At 38.9% G+C, this 18,873-nt stretch carries 12 protein-coding genes and 1 pseudogene; 4 read left to right on the forward strand and 9 right to left on the reverse strand.

Features of this window, described 5'->3' with window-relative positions; all coding sequences use genetic code 11:
- Positions 1 to 116: pseudogene (locus tag Rain11_RS14280) on the forward strand (IS1 family transposase); the annotation flags it as partial.
- 84 nt (positions 117 to 200) lie between these two features.
- On the opposite strand, the gene Rain11_RS12045 reads toward Rain11_RS14280, so the two are convergent.
- A complete protein-coding gene (locus Rain11_RS12045) occupies positions 201 to 1,187 on the reverse strand; it encodes a phage minor head protein (RefSeq protein ID WP_101359623.1) in 987 nt (328 codons plus the stop codon).
- Positions 1,188 to 1,463: 276 nt separating this feature from the next.
- On the opposite strand from Rain11_RS12045, the gene Rain11_RS12050 reads away from it, so the two are divergent.
- Positions 1,464 to 2,849, forward strand: coding sequence for an HlyD family secretion protein (locus Rain11_RS12050; RefSeq protein WP_101359624.1), 1,386 nt, complete (start codon positions 1,464 to 1,466; stop codon positions 2,847 to 2,849).
- Positions 2,850 to 2,909: 60 nt separating this feature from the next.
- Here the strand turns inward: Rain11_RS12050 and Rain11_RS12055 are convergent, their stop codons facing one another.
- From Rain11_RS12055 to Rain11_RS12085, 7 genes are all read right to left on the reverse strand, one after another.
- On the reverse strand, positions 2,910 to 3,656 hold the full coding sequence (locus tag Rain11_RS12055; protein ID WP_101359625.1) for a tetratricopeptide repeat protein: 747 nt from the start codon (positions 3,654 to 3,656) through the stop codon (positions 2,910 to 2,912).
- A gap of 67 nt (positions 3,657 to 3,723) precedes the next feature.
- Complete coding sequence (locus Rain11_RS12060) at positions 3,724 to 5,082, reverse strand: TolB family protein (RefSeq protein ID WP_101359626.1); 1,359 nt, start codon at positions 5,080 to 5,082, stop codon at positions 3,724 to 3,726.
- Positions 5,083 to 5,147: 65 nt separating this feature from the next.
- Positions 5,148 to 5,564 carry a response regulator gene (locus Rain11_RS12065; protein WP_101359627.1) on the reverse strand — a complete coding sequence of 139 codons (417 nt, stop codon included), beginning with the start codon at positions 5,562 to 5,564 and terminating at the stop codon, positions 5,148 to 5,150.
- 69 nt (positions 5,565 to 5,633) lie between these two features.
- Positions 5,634 to 7,175 carry an L-piperidine-6-carboxylate dehydrogenase gene (gene amaB, locus Rain11_RS12070; protein ID WP_101359633.1) on the reverse strand — a complete coding sequence of 514 codons (1,542 nt, stop codon included), beginning with the start codon at positions 7,173 to 7,175 and terminating at the stop codon, positions 5,634 to 5,636.
- 72 nt (positions 7,176 to 7,247) lie between these two features.
- Positions 7,248 to 7,874, reverse strand: a complete 627-nt coding sequence (gene gldD / locus Rain11_RS12075; protein WP_101359628.1) for a gliding motility lipoprotein GldD — start codon at positions 7,872 to 7,874, stop codon at positions 7,248 to 7,250.
- 57 nt (positions 7,875 to 7,931) lie between these two features.
- Positions 7,932 to 8,342, reverse strand: a complete 411-nt coding sequence (locus Rain11_RS12080) for a DUF4783 domain-containing protein (protein ID WP_207764455.1) — start codon at positions 8,340 to 8,342, stop codon at positions 7,932 to 7,934.
- A gap of 138 nt (positions 8,343 to 8,480) precedes the next feature.
- On the reverse strand, positions 8,481 to 9,170 hold the full coding sequence (locus Rain11_RS12085) for an NUDIX hydrolase (protein ID WP_101359630.1): 690 nt from the start codon (positions 9,168 to 9,170) through the stop codon (positions 8,481 to 8,483).
- Between the two features lie 147 nt (positions 9,171 to 9,317).
- Between Rain11_RS12085 and Rain11_RS12090 the strand changes: the two genes are divergently transcribed.
- Positions 9,318 to 11,333, forward strand: a complete 2,016-nt coding sequence (locus Rain11_RS12090) for a T9SS type A sorting domain-containing protein (protein WP_101359631.1) — start codon at positions 9,318 to 9,320, stop codon at positions 11,331 to 11,333.
- A gap of 66 nt (positions 11,334 to 11,399) precedes the next feature.
- On the opposite strand, the gene Rain11_RS12095 is transcribed toward Rain11_RS12090, so the two are convergent.
- Positions 11,400 to 17,522 carry an alpha-2-macroglobulin family protein gene (locus Rain11_RS12095; RefSeq protein WP_101359632.1) on the reverse strand — a complete coding sequence of 2,041 codons (6,123 nt, stop codon included), beginning with the start codon at positions 17,520 to 17,522 and terminating at the stop codon, positions 11,400 to 11,402.
- Between the two features lie 189 nt (positions 17,523 to 17,711).
- Between Rain11_RS12095 and aroB the strand changes: the two genes are divergently transcribed.
- Positions 17,712 to 18,773: a 3-dehydroquinate synthase gene (gene aroB / locus Rain11_RS12100; protein WP_243390591.1), complete on the forward strand. Its 1,062-nt coding sequence runs from the start codon at positions 17,712 to 17,714 to the stop codon at positions 18,771 to 18,773.
- Positions 18,774 to 18,873 lie beyond the last annotated feature (100 nt).

Raw genomic sequence — 18,873 nt, forward strand, 5'->3', positions numbered from 1 at the left:
CTAGAAATAGACGTTTTGTACGAAAAACTACTTGTTTTTCTAAAAAAGACAAGTACCACGAAGCAGCTATCAAAATTATGTTTCAACAATGGAATTATGACTATCATACATTCTGAACCACAGCCAACAATTTATTTGTTTTTTTACCTAAAAAACTCGGGAAGGGCAGTGCTAACCACACTAGGGGCTTCGGTAGTTTTTTAGGTTTTTTTAATCAAAAAGCCTTTTCTTCTCTTTTTTGTAGCCTCGTATTTGCCTCTATTGTCTAAAAATATAGTCTGAGCGATGTATCCTTCTCGTGTTTTTTCAACATTAAGAATGACGGGATTTTTGTCGTAAAACTTAAAAAAGATAATGCTTTGTCTATTTTTAACACCTTCGTAATTCTGCCACACTTCACTGGGCTTGTTTAGTATATCTTCTAAATTATTCACCCAAGTTTCTCGGTTTTCTTTTTGGATATGCTTGTAGAAATCGTTATCGAAGCGGATAGGCAGTTTGATTCCTCCCAAATCGGTTTCTATATCAAAATAATTTTCCTTTTCGTTGCCCTTGTATTTACGAAGCAGGCTATCCCACCATAGTTGGTAGTCTGCTTTATTTTGGGTTTTGAGGCTAGGCAAATTGCCCTTTTGGTAAATTTTCTCAATGGAGGGCAGGTTGTAGTGTTTTTCTGCGTCTAAAAGTTTATCTTTGGGCAAAGCCTTAAAATAAGCAGTTTGATTAGCTTCAAAAATTTCTGTTTTACCGATATTTTTACGCCAATATTCTGGGGTATTTTGTTTGGCTAACTTGCCAAAAGCGGCTTCATTCTGCTGAATGTTTGCAATATCGGTGGGCTTTACTTGGTCTTTGCGGAGCTGTGTAATACTGCAACGGCAGTTCCAGCCATTGGGCGGGAAATAATTTTCCCAAAAACTGCTTTCTACGGGCAAAACAAACCCTTGCAATTTGGCGTGAGCATCTCGCACTCTGCTATCTTTGGCGGTTTCGTAGCGTAAATAAGGGTAAATATCTTTATCTCTTTCAATATTTAGCCATTTTTTGCCCATTACCGAGCCTCTTACAACGGCGTTGTATTCGGTGAGTAGCCAATCTTGGTTATATTTTTGATGAATTTTTAGAGCTTCGGCTCTAAATTCTGTAAAAGGGCGTATTTTGCCCTCTTTGAATACTAAATCTCGCATTTCTTTGAGCTGTGCAAAACTTTTTGCAGCCGATTATCAACTTCTAATTGTGTGTTTGCGAGAGGCAATTTCCACGAAGGGTCAAAAACAAACTGCAAACCTTCTAAATTATACCCCCACTGATTGAGCAAAGGGAAAACCTCTCATTTACTACAAATTGCACAAAACGCAGGTCGGCATAGCTAATATCACCTTCTTTTTCGTAGGCGACAAATTTCTTGGCAAATTCAAACTTTTTGCTTTTCTTTATAGTTGAAAAGTAAAACGCTGTAAGCTATGTTGCGAATTTCAAACGAAACTATCAATGCCAAAGAAGTTGAAAAGAAAGTGTATTCTTTGCGTTTGGTACAAACACCCAAAAGTGCAAGAATACTTACCTATTGGATTATTGGCATACTGATTTTCATTCTTTTTTGTATGTTTTTGCCTTGGCAGCAAAATGTAAGAGGTAATGGCAGAGTAACAGCTTTTGCTCCCCAAGACCGCCCTCAAGATGTTGTTGCTGTGATTGCAGGGCAGATTAAAGAGTGGAAAATTCAGGAAGGGCAGTTTGTAGCTCAAGGCGATACTATTCTAATTTTGGAAGAAGTAAAAACCGAATACTTTGACCCCGAACTTTCTAAACGTTTGGAAGAGCAAGTACTTGCCAAAGAGGAAAGTATTGAGGCTACACAGAGAAATATTATCGCCATAGAAAACCAAATAGCCGCTTTCAGGCAAGCACAAGCGGCAAGCCTTGAAAAAGCCAGAGCCAAAATAGACCAAAACCGCAACAAAGTAGCTATTGATAGCATTGAGCTTTACAATGCCAAAGTACAATTGGAATTGGAAGAACAGCAGTACAAAAATGCTGTGGAAATGGTAAAAACAGGTATTCTTGCTCAAAATAATTTTTTGAAACGAGAGGCTTCTTATCAAGAAAAAGTCAATAAGTTTCAGTCTGCCAAAAACAAACTGCTTGCCAGCAAAGATGAACTTTATCAAAGCATAGCCGATTACAATAATATTTACGCCGACTATCTTGGCAAAATACAGAAAGCCGAAGCCGAAAAAAGTTATTATCAATCTTACCTCGCCAACTCCAAAGGCGAACTTGCCGAAAAGCAGAACAAACTGGCAAGTATCAATATTCGTAACCAACGCTATTTTATTTTAGCTCCCCAATCGGGTTATGTAGTAAAAGCCTTGCGAGCAGGTATCGGCGAGCAAGTGAAAGAAGGCGAAGCAGTGGTTACCATTCAACCTGCTCAACCTCATAAAGCCGTAGAATTATATGTAAAAGCAATGGATTTGCCCTTGCTTACCAAAGGTACAAAAGTTCGTTTAGAATTTGATGGATTCCCTGCCTTGCAGTTTTCGGGCTGGCCCGCCGTAAGTATTGGTACTTTTGGAGGCGAAGTAGCAGTGATAGATTATGTGAATACCAAAGATAATAAGTATCGGGTACTTATCACTCCTGATAAACAAGACAAACCTTGGCCTACGCAATTACGTATAGGCACAGGTGTATATGGGTGGTTTATGCTCCGAGATGTCCCCATTTGGTACGAAATCTGGCGACAGCTCAATGGTTTCCCGCCAAGTTTGGAAGAAGAGCCTCGCGTAAAAGACGAAAAATTGCCTCCAAGTCCAAAAGATTTGAAAAAAGAAGGAAAAAAATAAAAGTAAGTTGCACTTAATAAACAATGAAGGAGCAAGTTTCAAACTTACTCCTTCGTTGTTTTATTTTGCTTGCATTGCTTCTAAACGTGCTTTATATTTTTGAGCATTAGGACGCTCTTGTGAGTTGTAGTGTTCTTTGATAATTTCTTCGTATACTGCAATGGCATTTTTATAGTCATTTTTCAGTTCGTAAGCTAAAGCTAATTTGCTCAAATACATTGGTGAGTAAAACTGATTGGTATAATAATTTGCCGCCTTGCGGTAATAGCTGATAGCATTATCCAACTGATTAAGTTCCATATAAGCATCTCCAAGCAGGCAATAGGCTCGGGCTTGAATAATTCTATCTGATGAGCTAAACTCCTCTAATTCTTTGATAGCTTCTTTGAATTTTCCTCCTCGCAAGTAGGCTACTCCTGAATAAAAATGTGCCAAGTTGGCAGATTGGGTTAGGGGGTATTCTTGTGCTACTTTGGGAGCAGACCAATATTTTTTACCTTCACCTTTCAGCACTTTGTTGAGCGAGTCGTTTCTGAAAAATTGTTCAGCAGGAAATATTTTGGCAGAAGCAGATTTTTCTTGCTCACCAATATAATATCGCCAACCAAAATAAGCTCCTAAAATAATCAACACTCCCAGTAAAGCAATCGTAATAATTTTTTGATTTCGCTTCAAAAACTCCTCCGATTTGTGCCAAATAATTTCGGGGCTTACTTCGTTTTCTTTTACCTCGCTAAACTCTACGGGAGGATTTTCGGCTTGTTCTTTCTTTTTTGCCTTTTCCTCAAAATGTTTGATTTTTGTCATTGCCTTCCAAATTTTGAACGGCAAATTTAGGGATTTTTATTATTCTTGCCAAAATTTTGCTAAAATTTTACATTCGGCAGGCGGCTTCCATATTGCGGCGTTTCTCTTCTTCACGCTTTTTGCGTTTTTGCTCCTCTTGCTTACGCAAAAGTTCTATATTTTTTTGTTGTTTAGGGGGGGTATTGTTGGTAGTAACGCTGGTGGGCTTATTGATGGGTTCAAGGTCAATAATAACTTCAATAACGTTTCGGTTGGGGTTAGGCTGAAAGGTTTTCCTGAAACTCTTAAAATTACTATCTCCTTCAAAGGTTGCTTCAAAATTTCCTATTTTCTTTTTGATAATTATCAAGATTTCACCTGTACCTGCTTTGCTCCACTCGGTTGCAAAGTTGGTATTATTTTCATAAAAATTGATTTCCCGACGCAAAGGAGCTTTGGTGCGAGCATTCCTGACAATACCTTTGATGATGAAAGTGTAATTAGGCTTCATTTCGGGAGGAGATTTGCTAATATCCGCCATATAAATATCGCTATCACGGATAAAATACACTTCTTTGCCGTCAGAAGTAACTATGAAGCCGTAATCATCTTGGGCAGTATTGAAAGGAGAGCCAACATTGTATATTTTAGGATTTTTACCTGCTATCAAATCATTGAGGTTTACTTTGTAAATATCTAAACCTCCAAAGCCTCTATATCCGCTGGAAGCAAAGTATAAAGTTTCGCTGTCGGCGGCAATGAAAGGAGAGCGTTCATCAAGAGGCGTGGAAATAGATAATTTCTTGGGATAAGTCCAGACGCCGCCTTTCAAAAAACTAATGAACAAATCCATATTTCCATCATATTTCCCTACCGAAACCACCATAGTTTTGCCATCGGGAGAGATAGTCATTCCGTCTGTGGCAAGTTCCAATCCATTCGCTTCTCTATCTTTGAAAAAAGAGGTAATACCTCCTCCTAACCCCCTCACATTGACCCAATGGTTATTGCCTATTCTATCAGCTTTGTAATAAGGACCGCCATTTTTTTGCCAGCTATTCCAACTTTGAAAATACACGGTTTTGCCGTCGGGTGATATATTGGGTTCATCTTCACCTGATCTGGTATTGATATCTTCACTTAGGCATTTAGGACTTTGCCAATTTTTGCCAGTTCTTTCCGAATACCAAATATCGCCATCAGCTTCCCATTTGCCCTTAAAACGAGTGTAGCGAGAGTTTGTCCAAGGCATTTCCCCCCGAGACGACATAAAAAAGAGATACCTTCCATCAGGAGTAATGTTCAGATTTACCTCACGAAAAGAAGAATTGAGTTGTGATAATTTAAGAATGGCAATATTTGCAGGTTGTTTTAAAATTTGGACATTTTGAGCATTAGCTATGAAAGCAAAAAAGCAAAATAACACGATATAATAAAATGCTTTCATAGTTTTGTGCTTTTTACTCCAAACAAAAAGTTCAAAGCATATCAGCTTTGAACTTCAAGGTTTTATCAGACATTCAAACTTTTTAGACTTTCGGGTGAAAGTGGTTTGTTGAGGTATTTTTTTACATACTGATATTTTTTGGATTTGCTCATATCTTGTGGATTGATAGAAGAAGTGAGCATTACAATTTTGCAGTATTCTTTGGTAGCAGAACTCAGAGTTTCAAACTCATCAAGGAATTGGAAGCCATCCATCAGAGGCATATCAATATCCAAGAAAATGAGTTCAGGCAAGCCTTGGTTTCCTGTAATAGGGGCGATTTTTTCAATGTTACGCAAAAATTCAATGGCACTTTTCCCTCCTGTATGCGTAAAAATGTAATCGCAGATATTAGCCGCCTCAATAATTTTCTGGTTTATTAGGTTATCTATCTCATTATCATCAATGAGCATAATCGCCTTGTAGGGTTTTTGCGTAGCCATAGATTGTATGTTGATTTAAGGTGCTTGCAAGCAAATGTATGAAAAAGGTTTTAATAAACAAATTTTTTACTAAAAATCAAACTTAATACCCTGTGCCAAAGGCAACTCAGTACTATAATTGATAGTATTCGTTTGCCTACGCATATAGGCTTTCCAAGCATCAGAGCCTGATTCTCTGCCTCCTCCTGTTTCTTTCTCACCTCCAAAAGCCCCTCCGATTTCTGCTCCCGAAGTGCCGATATTTACATTCGCTATGCCACAATCCGAACCCGCACAAGAAAGAAATGTTTCTGCTTCTATCAAATTAGTAGTGAAAATAGCAGAGGAAAGTCCTTGCTTTACATCATTCTGAATAGCAATGGCATTTTCTACATTGCCTTGATATTTGATTAGATACAAAATCGGGGCAAAGGTTTCTTCTTGAACCATTTCGTAATGATTTTCGGCTTCTACAATAGCTGGCTTTACATAATTTCCCTTTCCCTCTATCACTTCGCCGCCTACTAAAAGTTTTCCGCCTTCTGCTTGCACTTTTTGCAAAGCATTCTGGAAGTTTCGTACGGCATCTTTATCAATAAGAGGACCCACCAAAGTTTTACTATCTAATGGATTGCCGATAGGCAAATTAGGATAAATTTTTACCAAACGATTTTTTATTTCTTCATATACTTTTTCGTGTACTATCAGGCGACGCGTAGTAGTACATCTTTGCCCTGCGGTGCCTACTGCCCCAAACAGCACTGCTCGAATAGCCATTTCCAAATTTGCGTTTTCAGTGATAATAATTGCATTATTTCCACCAAGTTCTAAAATACTTTTGCCCAAACGTTTGGCAACAGCTTCGCCTACCTTTTTCCCCATACGTGTAGAACCCGTAGCCGAAACCAAAGGCACACGGCGGTCATTACTCATCAATTCTCCGATAGAAGCATCACCTAAAATAAGACTGAAAACTCCTTCGGGCAGATGATTGGCACGAAGTACATCGGCAATAATGTTTTGACAGGCAATAGCAGTAAGAGGTGTTTTTTCGGAAGGTTTCCACACGCATACATCACCACACACGGCGGCAATCATTGCATTCCAAGACCACACCGCCACAGGAAAATTAAACGCAGAAATAATACCCACAACGCCTAAGGGATGCCACTGCTCATACATACGATGCATAGGACGCTCCGAATGCATCGTTAGTCCATATAGTTGGCGAGAAAGTCCTACGGCAAAATCGCATATATCTATCATTTCTTGCACCTCGCCCAGACCTTCCTGCAAAATTTTACCCATTTCATAGGTAACAAGTTTTCCCAAAGGTTCTTTGTAAGCACGTAATTTATCACCAATTTGTCTTACAATTTCGCCACGCTTGGGAGCAGGTATTTTTTGCCATATCTTGAACGCTTCTTGAGCCTTCTGAATAATCATTTCGTAATCTTGTGGAGTAGCCAGTTCTACGCTTGCGATAGGCTCGTCATCAATAGGAGAGTAAATAGTTTTTTGGGTTCGGTTACCTATCTTTGCCCATTCTACACCTGTGCTATATGCAGGATTTTCTGATTTTATACCCAACTGAGCGAGAATTTCTTGGATAGAGGATTGCGAATTTGTCATAAGGTAAAAAATTTGCAAATACAAAGCTAAAATTTTTCAGGGAAAAATACAATTTCAGGTAAGAAAATTCGCTTATTTGAACTTTTGTGTGGCAATCATTCGGAGCATATCTTTCTTGACAAAATCAATAACAGGGGCAAGAGAATCGTTATCGTTAGCAGTACGAAAATAAATAGCGGCTCGCAAGAAATGTTTTACAGAATCCGTAGTATAAAATTGCAAATGGCTGGGGATTTCGCCTTCAAAACCAATAGCAAGTACAGGTAAGTTTTGAGCGTTTTTATACTCATAATATTTCAGGGCTTCGGCTCGGTAGAGATGTTTGGCGGCAAGCCGATGCGAATCGTCAATGAGTTCGGCAAGTTTTTGGGTGGGATTATCGCTGATATTTTTGTAGGTGATTTGAATTTCAGATTTGCCGAGTTTAGGATAAATGACGTGTATCCAGTAGCGTTCTGCCAAATGCGAACTATCAGGACGAATGATAGCTTCTTTGGAATACTCAAAAAAATAAGGAAAACTATCGGGCAAGGGGCGGTATTCGTTCTTAGGTAAAAGAATACGATTAAAGCCTTTGGGTTTAGGGCTGAAATTATCTTCTGCTTCGCTTTGGTACTTCCACCACCAAAAAGAAAAAGCCAAAACACACACAGCAATGAATGTAAAAACTATAATCAGGCTTCGTTTCTGAAAAATCATAGCAGATAGGTTTGGAAATAAGCACAAAATAAACAAAAAACAAGAGGCTATCCAAACTTATTCGCGGATAAAGTCAAGGGCATCTATGATATTTCTACCTTGCGGAGAGGTTTTGACTTTCAGAAAAACGCGATAATTTCCGTTGGAGGAGGCGTATTTTACGATAGAATAGCTCAATCCTGAAGACTGCCCTCTGTGATAACTCTCAAAACTTTCAGGAATAGGGGGATTTTTGCTGAAAAAATCTTTTACTACGAATTCGGCTTGGGTTCGGCTGTAATTTTGCTTTTTGCCTTCAATGCTAATTTCTATGGTTTCGTTGAAATAACGTGCCAAATTGCGGGCATCACCCTGTTTGAGGTAGCTTTCGGCTTCGTTCATTTCTTTGCGAGCTTCTATGCCTCGGGATTGGGCAAAAAGCATATTTGCTGAAAAAATCAATATTTTGAGTGCTAAAATATATTTCACAAAACTTTTCATTGTTTCAAATTCTGATGTTCAAAAATTCAGTGTTCCAGTAGAAGAATTGAAGGATAGCTTTTTTGTAAAGATAAACTTAAAAATAAAGAGCAAATTTCGTGCTACATTGCTATTGATGTAAGAAAACTACGAAGTTTTAGTTTGATTTTGGCTGATAAATTGATTGATGACAAATTCAATGGAAGGAAAACTATTGGCAAGTAGATTTTGAATTTCGTTGGGAGCAATCCAAAGAATTCTCTCAATATCCTCTTCGGCTTGGGGGTGAGCCTCTTGTGGGTTTGAAGTACTCATCAAATACCATTTTGTCTTTTTAATAACCATTCTGCCTCCCATCCAATAGTGATGCCAAGTGGTGCAAAGTTTTTTTTGGATTTGTGTTCGCAGGTTACATTCTTCAGCTACCTCGCGGATAGCGGCGATTTTAGCTTTTTCACCTTCATCAATTTTTCCTTTGGGTAAATCCCATTTGCCACGCCTGAAAATCATCAAAATTTTATCATCATTGACTACTAACCCCCCCGAAGCCTTAATGACTTCAAAATGCTTACTTAGATTCTTTTTGAATTCCTTTTTACTTTCTACCACGAAAGAAATATTTTGGATAGAAGTATTTTCTTGCCTATCCAAAAACATAATAATTTGGTAAAACAGGTCAGCATTAGCATTGAGTATTAGCACATTGCCGCTCAAACCTTTGAGCAGTGCATTGCTCAAATTGATTTGGCTTAAATCAATAATATTCTGGAAGTTGGCATAGTTCAGTTCTTTTTCCGTGATTTGCAAATAATACTGATGAATAAAGCAGTGCATCATAATTTTGAATGTTAGCCAAGATAACTTACAAATATTGTTGAAATTTCAGAAAAGCCAAACAAAATTCTAAAAATATATGAGTTTGTCCTTGTTTTTATCCAAAAAATGCTTATTTTTGTAAAATAATAAAACGCAAAAGAATTTTTTATGAAAAAACTACTACTAACATTCATTGCCTTGTGGGGGTTACATTGGGCAATGGCACAAGAAAAATGTGCTTCGCACATTTACGAACAGCACTTGCGAGAGCAGTATCCAGGAAATTTCGGCACGGTAGAAAGTTTTGAAAATTGGCTCAAATCTAAAATGGGCAATGGACATCTTTCTACACCGGTAAAAATGCCTAATGGCAGATTAGGGGGAGGTCCTTACAAAATCAAGGTGATTATTCACGTAATTTATCAGACCAGCCAAGCAACCATTGCCAATGGCAGTCAAAATATCCCTTATGCACAGGCAATATCGCAAATTAGGGTATTGAACGAAGATTTTCAGAGAACCAACAATGATGCCTCACAAACTAGAAGTATTTTCAATAACGTAGTAGGCTCTTTCCCTGATTTGGAATTTGAACCCGCAACCCACGATCCACTAGGCAATCCGCTCGCTGAACCGGGTGTGGAGCGTATCAATGGAGAAATTACGTTTGGCATTACTGGTTGGGACGGCCCCGGTTCTGGCAGCAATACTGAAAATACACTCAAACCTGCAACGATTTGGAATCCCAACCAATATTTGAACATTTGGGTAGTGAATTTTGCCTCATCAGGACTTTTTGGCTATGCTCAATTCCCCGAAGGTTCTGGCTTGCCCGGAATGCCTACGGGTACTCAACCTAGCAATAGAGATGGAGTGGTACTTAACTATAAGGCAACAGGTTCTAATTATCTAGCGAATGGCTCTCCTGACCCTGCGGGACCTTTCATTACAGCACCTCTTGCACCAGGTACAGATAGAGGACGTACGGCTACTCACGAAATAGGACATTGGCTTGGCTTGCGTCATAGCTGGGGTGATGGAAACTGCTCAGTTGATGACTTCTGTACGGATACGCCTTGGCAAAATGGAGACTCACCACTTACTACAAATTGTGCATCTTCTCAAAGCAGAAATACTTGTTCTGCCGAAGATGAACCTTGGGGACAAAATATGCCCGACCAAATTGAAAACTATATGGACTATTCGGCTGATGTGTGTATGAATATGTTCACGCGTCAGCAAGTAGATAGAATGAGAATTGTATTGCTGAACTCTCCTCGTAGAAAGCAGTTAATTGGTAATACTTTGTTTTCTATATTTTCTGCAAATGTAGTAGGAGGCTTCAAGCCGTTGGCAGTTACTTTCACCAATTTGTCGGGAGTTACAGGTACAGAACCCGCAATTACTTCTTGGAACTGGAACTTTGATGTAGATGGTTTAGGAGGGGCTTCACCTGCTACGTACTCAGCTACCACACCTGCTACGGCAAATCCTCCTGTAGTTACTTTCAACAACGTAGGGACTTACAAAGTAAGACTTACCGTAAGCAATGGCTCAAAAACAGATGTTTCCGAAATGTTGATTTTTGTTCGCCAGGCACCTTTGCAAGCTCCTACTAATTTAATTGTAACCAATCAGGAAGGATCAAGCCCTAATTTCTTTGCTACTGACAAAGTAGATTTGCAATGGAATGACAACTCTAATGATGAAAACAATTTCATAGTTTCACGCAGAAAAGATGGACAGCCCGTTAGCTCCACAATTGATATAGCTACTTTGCCTGCTAATACTACTACTTACTCCGATAATAGCCCTTCGTTGGAAGATGGGGTGGATTACATTTATCAGGTAAGAGCAACAAGAGGCACAGAAACAGCGGCTTCAAACACAAGAAAAATCAAGTTTAAGAAAAGCGTCGCCACCGCCCTTGATGAAACGCCTCTGGCTCGTGAAATAGGCTTGTACCCCAACCCTGCTCAAAATAGCTTTATAGTAGATTTAAGCGGTATTCAAGTACAAAATGCAAAACTTCTGCTCTACAATCCTATCGGACAAGTAGTGAGTGAGCAAACTACGCAAAACAATCAAGCCACTTTCAACGTAGAACGCCTGCCCAAAGGTATGTATCTTTTGAAAATTCATACCGAAAAAGGCGTAGCCGTGAAACGTTTGAGTGTGCAGTAACAAAGCAAAATTTCCACAAAAAAAACCTCATAGAGATCTATGAGGTTTTTTGTTTGGAGGGTAATTCTACTCAATTTTTACTCTTATTCCTGCCGAGTGGCTGGTAAATTCGGGGGCGTACATACATTGTATAGTCGTAATGCCATTAGAGTAATCTCCTTTCAGCGAAGCTCTCAATGGATATTCAAAAACATACGTACCTTTACGTAAGTAGCTGATAAAGAAATTGGTTGCCATATCGCGGGTGCTTTCGTAATACCACATTCCATCTTGATAGCGATAGCCTGAAAGTACATTGGTAGGCTCAAAGCCCGCAGCACGCATATCTTTTAGATGTACGTACTCCATATCTCTATCCACACGAATTTCTATACGCACCTTTACCAAATCGCCTACTTTGATAGGGTTTTTCTCGGTAATTGGCACTAAAATTTTACCTTTATCGCTATCTTTTTCCAAGAATAAATCTTTTTTGATGCTAATAGGCGTTTCGGCGAAAGTGATTTTATCTAATTGTTCAAAATATTGCCAATACACTGCTCCCCAAGCTACACCTTCATCTTTTTTGGTTACTTTGATATTTCCCATTTCGGGGCGAACTTGTTCGGCATTCCAAGCCGTTTTGAAATAGCCTGTGCCTGCTTCTACTTTGGTTTCAGTGGCTTCCGAAGGGCGAACCACTTCACCACCCAAACTCACTTCCACTAATTGTTCGCTTGCCAAGGCATCGCTACCTCTACGCAAAAGAGCATAACAGGCTTCGGCAGTGGCTCGTGTAGTTTTCCAATCTTGGGTTTGTTTTTGCTTCAAAAGCCAAACTTTCAAATCTTCTACGGCTTTCTGGTTTTTTGCTACTTCATCATAGACTTCTATCATCAAGGCTTGCGTTTCGATAGGGGCTTGATACCACCACCACGAACGCTCCTGCTTCCAATACATTCCAAACTCTTCGGAATGTAATGCTTTTTCAGAGAAAGACTTTATCATAGCTTGTGGCGTTTGCTTATCGCCAAATCTATCCAATGCCAAGCACAACATTCCTTCGGTATAAAGTGGATACGAAAGCCAAAACTTCTTGGCTTGCCCCAAGTAATAATTGAAGGCTTCCTTGCTTGCATTCGGAATGGCTATGTCTTTGAAATAACTGCGAGCATACAAGTACTGAATTTGGAGATAACTGAGATTGTTATTTTCAAATTTGCATTGCCCACGAGCGACACAGACTTTGAGTTTGGCGTAATCGTCAGCTATCATTCTATCGGTGTAGGCGATGGCTTTTTGTAGCATTTGCCAAGTGGCATCATCTTCACGAATAGATTTTACTTTCATCACGTCCAGATGCCCCATTTGGGCGATGATATGCTGGGTCATATATCTATCTTCGGGAAAGCCAAGAAACCACGTAAAACCGCCACTTTCAAGTTGGTGTCTGCGAACTTTCTCCAAAGCGGCTTCTTGTTCATTTGCCATTCGGTTCAAATCAAAAAGTAGTGCAACTTGGCGTTTGCGTTGGCTTTCATCTTTGGCATTGAGAACCCAAGGCGTTTCTTCTAATAAAGCGGCTTTGAGTTCCTGATTTTTTTCTAAATTGGAAAGCAAAGCATCGGGCTGATAGTTTTTCCAAGTATCAAACACTTGCTTGATTTTCGGATTGCTGTTGGCTACGTGTGTGGCAATGGAATTGGCGTAATAACGGCTAAAAGTCTGCTCTACACACTCATAAGGGTATTCCATCATATAAGGCAATGCCTGAACTGCATACCAAGCGGGGTTTGAAGTGAACTCCAAAGTGAAACGTTGATGTTTGAGTGTATTGGAACTACCGCTGGTGAGGAGCTTTTCAAACTTAAAATTCTTTTCTTGCTTTCCACGAATGGGCAAAGGCATTGTTTCGGTTACGAGCATTCGGTTGGTAACTACGGGCAAAGTCATTTCTTCGCCGTCAGAAAATTTGCCTGATTTAGCCACCACTCGGTAAGTAAGAGCCTGCAAACCTTCGGGGATACGAATTTTCCATTCTAAATTCTGACTTGCTCCCGGCTTTACGACAAACTGCCTTGCTTCTTGCGTAAGATTTATTTTTTTGTTAGAAATTGCATCAAAAAATTCTAATTGAGCTTCACCTTTGAGTTCAGTTTCGGCGAGCGAAGTAACTTTCACGGCAAAAACCATTTCATCATTTTCTCTGTAAAAACGAGGCTGATTAGGCACTACCATCAAATCTTTTTGAGTTACCAATGTGTTTTTGGCAAAGGCATAGGCTAACTCTTTGGTATGCACAAAGCCAAGCATTTTCCAACGAGTCAGGGCTTCGGGTACGGTGAATTTGACGATAATTTCGCCCTTTTCGTTGGTACGCAGTTCAGGATAGAAAAAGGCGGTTTCGTTGAAATTTTTACGGATTTGAATATCGTCTGTGTTTTTCTGTGAGAGTTTTTCTTGTTTATTTTGAGATGATGAATCTAATTTTTTTCCAGTTATCTCTCTTTTTTCAACTCCAAAAGATGCGACTTCCATAAGGGGAGCATCCTCTTTATCTCCATTTCTTTCTTTCATAGAGGCGGCAGGAACTGCACTTTTGTAAGTTACGCCTCTTTCTCTTTGCCTTGCGTAGTAGTAGTAAAAAGTATATCCAAACCAATTTAGGTCGTCATAATCATAGCTAAAATATCCTTTTGAGCTATTCCAAGCATATTGTTGAATGCGGAAGTTATCTATCTTAAAACCAGTAAGGCTTTGCCAATTGGCAAACAGGTAATTTTTATCCCAAAAAGTTGCTCCCCATTCATTTACACGGAAAGCATCAAGAGAGGCATCGTAGAGCGTGGCAACCATTTCAGCGGCGATTTTATCAGCTTTTTTCCCTTTGATACGCAAACGCCATTCTTCTTGCTCGCCGGGCAAAAGTTTGTTGCGGTAAGTTTCAAAAATCACTTCCAATTCCTTTTCGCTGTAAGGCACATCTACAAATTTCTGTTCCTGATACAGGCGATTGTTGTAGATGCTCGTACAGGTTACGAAAAATCCTCCTTTGAGTTTTTCGCTAACAGGCAGATTTTGAATGATTTGTTCGTTTTTGAGGTTCAGCCATTTGCTTACTGCAATTTCTTTATCATAAGCTATCTCATAAAGCACTTTTTGCGAAAGTGATGTCCCTACGAGTATTTGGGCGTTTTCTCCGACTTCGTAGGTAGCTTTGAGAGTTTTAGCAAAAAGATTAGTAGGGATAGCAGGGATTTTGGCTTTGTCTGAAAACACTTCAAAATAGTTTCTGCTACGAACTTCTTGTCCATATTTATCAGAGGCTACCATTTCAATCAGATACACACCTTGTTGCCATTGGGGCATATCTTTCAGTTCAAATTCTTTTTTATCGCGTGTGTTGAATGCCAAATTGAACACACTTTTATCTTTTTCCCAAAATGCTTTATTATCTTCATTTTGGTAGGCTTCCTCAGGGAACATACGCTCAAAATCGGCTTTGGAGAGCGTATGCACATCAGGTTTTGCCCAAAGACGTTTTTTAAATACTTTGGAAGGTGTTTTGAGTTTGTAAATATGTATTTCTCCTTGTGCAGGTTCAAACTCACCCATCAGGTTGAGTGTTTCTATCTTGATAGGCTGGTTTTTCCATTCATCTTGGTTAATATCGGTAAGCGAAGTGCCAATTTGTAAGGCTTTGTAACCTACTCGGATATTAGTCTGATTGCCACGCGTTTCGCCGTTGAGGTCAGTTACATCGGCATATACTTCATAATTGAAAATAGGTTCAGCGTTTTTATCAACACTTAAATCAGGAATTGCCTTGAAATTGATTTTGAAATTGCCGTTTTCATCGGTTTTGGTAGTGCCGTTAGCAATTTCTATTTCGGGGCTTTCGGGGTAGTAGCCATACCAACGCCACCACCAAATGGGAAATTCGGCTTTACGCACTACTCGGTATTTTACTTGGGCATTGTCAATATTTGCTCCCGAATAGGCTTGGGCTTTGCCAATTGCTGTAACTTCCTCATTTACCCGATAGGCTTGCTTTACAGGTTCAAACTTTACTTCAAATTTGGGGCGTTTGTACTCTTCTACTGAAAAATACACCTTTCCGCCAATGTTTGAAACCAAACTCATTTGCCCTGTGATACCATTTTTGGGAGCAGTAAAAAAGCCATTGAAAGTACCATATTCGTTGGTTACAAAGTTTTTCACTTCAACTGCCTGATGATTGACATCATAAAAGGTAACATTGACAGAGTAATTTGGGACAATTTCACAACTTTTACCCTTGTAAGTCAGTACCATTCCTTTAAAATAAATCGTTTGTCCGGGGCGGTAGATAGCTCTATCTAAAAAGAACAGCGTTTTCCACTGCTCGCTAGGTGCTTCATACACGTCTTGGTATAAAGTACCCGTAGAGTAATACCTATCGCTATCTATTTCTTGCGTTGAAAGAAAATCGCTTGCGAGCTTGAAATCTAAATCTAAATTGCCTTCATAGTAGCTTCTATACGCTGAATTTAGGTAAGGCAAACTTACAAAGCCTTGGGCATTGGTTTGAAATTTTCCTTTGGGAACTCTTTCGTACTCGCCAAGAGCAGAGTTGTACCTATAACCAAATGCTTCTACTTGTACTTTTGGCAGGGGCTCACCTGTTTTTCGGTGCAAAACGTACAAATCCGTTTTACCATCAGGCAAATTTTTATGAATGTAAGCAATATCAGAAATAGTAAAGAAATTATAGGCTACGGCATTGTTGCTTTCCAGTGTAAAGTTGTTTTTTTCGCTAACGATGAGCATATAATCTCCTACGGGTAAGCCCTCAAAAGCAATTTCGGTGCGATGTTTTTGGTAATCTTGCAGGTTGGGTAGGTCAAAAGTTCCTGTTTTAATAGGTTTTTTGTTGAGAAAAAAAGCAAGAAATTTGCGTTCTTGGTAGTCGGTGTAGTCTTTGCGTTGCTCACGGCGTTTTTGTTTTATTTCACTTCTATCTACTTTGAAAATGCGATAATGAAGTTTATCAAAATTCCGATAGATTAGCAGTGCCTTGAAAGCTGTATTAGAAGGCTCGGTTTGCTCCATTTGCAAGGCTATCTCTTTGGTAAGAATAGTATTTTTCAAATTCTCGCAGATGATTGTTCCATTTGTATTAGGAAACTTTTTGATAGCTTCCTCGCAAATTTGATAGGCTTTTTTTAGCTCCATCTGAAACTGATTGCCTTTTTCAGGATTGTATTTTAAGCCCTTCTGATAATACAAAGTAGCCAAAGCGTGATATACAAAAGAGACTTCTTCGCTTTCGGCGTAAGTAGCTTTCATTTTCTCTAATGCCGCTTCATACAATTCTTCTTTTTGAGGCAAAACGGCATTGTTATAGACAAAAGATAAACGGGTTAAATCAATGTGCAGATAAGCATTTTTAGAGCTATTTACATTGATTTTCAGTAATTCCTGATAAATTTTCAGGGCTTGATAATCAAAAGAATCTTCATCTTTGCTTTGCAGGTTGAGTTTGATAAACTCGGGAGCAGGGGCAAAGTATTCGGGCTTATCCAATTGGAAATAATATGCAGGACGCGTGATTTGTGCCTCTTGGCTCTGGAAAAAGTTCACTGCTCGCCAAGCCAAAAAATCATAGAGAGTGGGTCGCAAAGCTCTTGCTTCTTTTGTGCCTTTGTGTAATACTTCATCAAATACATTGATTTGTACTTTTTGCAATTCATTAGGCTTTTCGAGCGAAAGTAAAAAATGCTTCCGAGTTTCTTCGGTGATTTTGGCAATGCTCCACGTTTCTATATCTTCGGGATTTTCTTGCATTTGGGTTCGGTCGGCAAAACGCCAGCGGTTTTCTTGGTAGTATTTCCAAAAAATTTCCGCCTGCATAGAATACAGCAGGTTTTTGGTAGGAAATTCGGCTTTTTCGGCTTCCTTTTTAAGTTCCATCAGAGCTTTTACGACATCTTTTTCTTCTTTTACTTCGTAATATTTCAGACGATAGATAACAGCCTTTACAAGTTGGGCATTATTCTTATCCTTTTTGGCTTGTGCGTAAATTTCCTCAACACTCTTGCGGGCTGTTTCGGGCAAGCCTTTACTTTCGGCTTCGTTTACTTTTTTCCATAAATTTTCATACATAGTTTGTGCCTGATTAGTTTGAACCATTGCTATAAAAATAGCAAGAGACAAAATGAATTTTTTCATAAAGATACGCTTTTTCTTGTATGATGTAAGGTTAGTAAAAATTCCATAAAAAAAGAAAAAAAATTTTAAGAAAATAGAGAAATTTCACCTACTCTACATCTGCCTACAATATAAAATTTGGGCAAGAAAAATCTTTTGATTAGGTTTGATTAAAAATTGCACAAAACACTTTCATAAAACTTTTTGCAAGTGGAGAATATTTTTTTCTGTTCGGCAAATATTGAAAGTACCTTAAAAGAGTGGCTCAATAAACAAAGCTGCAGCAGAGTTTTTATTCTTTGTGATGAAAATACTGCTAAATATTGTTTGCCTAAAATCTCTTTTCTGCAAGGGAAAGGTTTAATTTTCCAAATTCCAGCAGGTGAAGCCTATAAAAATCTTGAAACCGCCCAGCAGGTTTGGTCGGCAATGACAGCTCAATACTTAGACCGAAACGCCCTCTGTATCAATTTAGGAGGCGGAGTTATCGGGGATTTAGGTGGTTTTTGTGCCGCTACATACAAACGTGGTATAGATTTTATTCAAATCCCGACTACTTTGCTTGCCCAAGTAGATGCCAGCATAGGCGGAAAGGTAGGCATAGATTTTGAAGGATACAAAAATCAAATAGGTCTTTTTGCCTCACCCAAAGCTGTTTTTATTGATACAAATTTTCTAGAAACCTTACCTGAAAAAGAATTACTTGCAGGTTTTGCAGAAATTATCAAGCATTGCCTCATTGCAGATAAAGAAATGTGGGACGAGATTTCTACAAAATCTTGGCAAGAACAAGATTGGCAAGAGCTTGTCAAACACTCTGTAAGTTTCAAAAATCTTATTGTAGAAAAAGATTTTCAAGAAAAAGGAGTACGCAAGTTGCTTAATTTCGGACATACCATAGGACACGCCCTTGAAAGTTATTTTTTATCTAAAAATGAAAAACTTTTACACGGCGAAGCAGTAGCTTGGGGTATAATTGCCGAAACATTCCTTTCCTATCAAAAAGGTTTCATAGAAAAAGAAGATTTGGAGGAAATTCAAGATTTCATTGCTTTTCAGTTCAAGGAAAGCAAAAAGTGGCTTTCGGATAGAGATGTTGATGAAATTGTAATGCTTGCCCTGCAAGACAAAAAAAATCAGAACAATGAAATTCGTTGCACACTCCTTTCAGAAATTGGCAGGGGCATTATTGATGTAAGCGTGGAAGAATATGAGTTACAAGAAGCTATTTTTTACCTGAATGAATTTAGTCCTCCGACAAAAGTTGAATAGTTTTTACAAGTTGTGGATATTGGGTATCATTTAAGAGGCAATATTGCAAAAACAGGAAACCATACCTAAAAAAAGAGAACTCTCTACGCCCGTTAGGACA

The organism is Raineya orbicola (assembly GCF_002843425.1).
Lineage (GTDB): Bacteria > Bacteroidota > Bacteroidia > Cytophagales > Thermonemataceae > Raineya > Raineya orbicola.

Coding starts and splice junctions, on each gene's coding strand:
- Rain11_RS12060 (WP_101359626.1), bottom strand. CDS start 5,082: ATGAAAGCATTTTATTATATCGTGTTATTTTGCTTTTTTGCTTTCATA.
- amaB (WP_101359633.1), bottom strand. CDS start 7,175: ATGACAAATTCGCAATCCTCTATCCAAGAAATTCTCGCTCAGTTGGGT.
- Rain11_RS12065 (WP_101359627.1), bottom strand. CDS start 5,564: ATGGCTACGCAAAAACCCTACAAGGCGATTATGCTCATTGATGATAAT.
- Rain11_RS12090 (WP_101359631.1), top strand. CDS start 9,318: ATGAAAAAACTACTACTAACATTCATTGCCTTGTGGGGGTTACATTGG.
- Rain11_RS12050 (WP_101359624.1), top strand. CDS start 1,464: ATGTTGCGAATTTCAAACGAAACTATCAATGCCAAAGAAGTTGAAAAG.
- Rain11_RS12045 (WP_101359623.1), bottom strand. CDS start 1,187: ATGCGAGATTTAGTATTCAAAGAGGGCAAAATACGCCCTTTTACAGAA.
- gldD (WP_101359628.1), bottom strand. CDS start 7,874: ATGATTTTTCAGAAACGAAGCCTGATTATAGTTTTTACATTCATTGCT.
- Rain11_RS12085 (WP_101359630.1), bottom strand. CDS start 9,170: ATGATGCACTGCTTTATTCATCAGTATTATTTGCAAATCACGGAAAAA.
- Rain11_RS12095 (WP_101359632.1), bottom strand. CDS start 17,522: ATGAAAAAATTCATTTTGTCTCTTGCTATTTTTATAGCAATGGTTCAA.
- Rain11_RS12055 (WP_101359625.1), bottom strand. CDS start 3,656: ATGACAAAAATCAAACATTTTGAGGAAAAGGCAAAAAAGAAAGAACAA.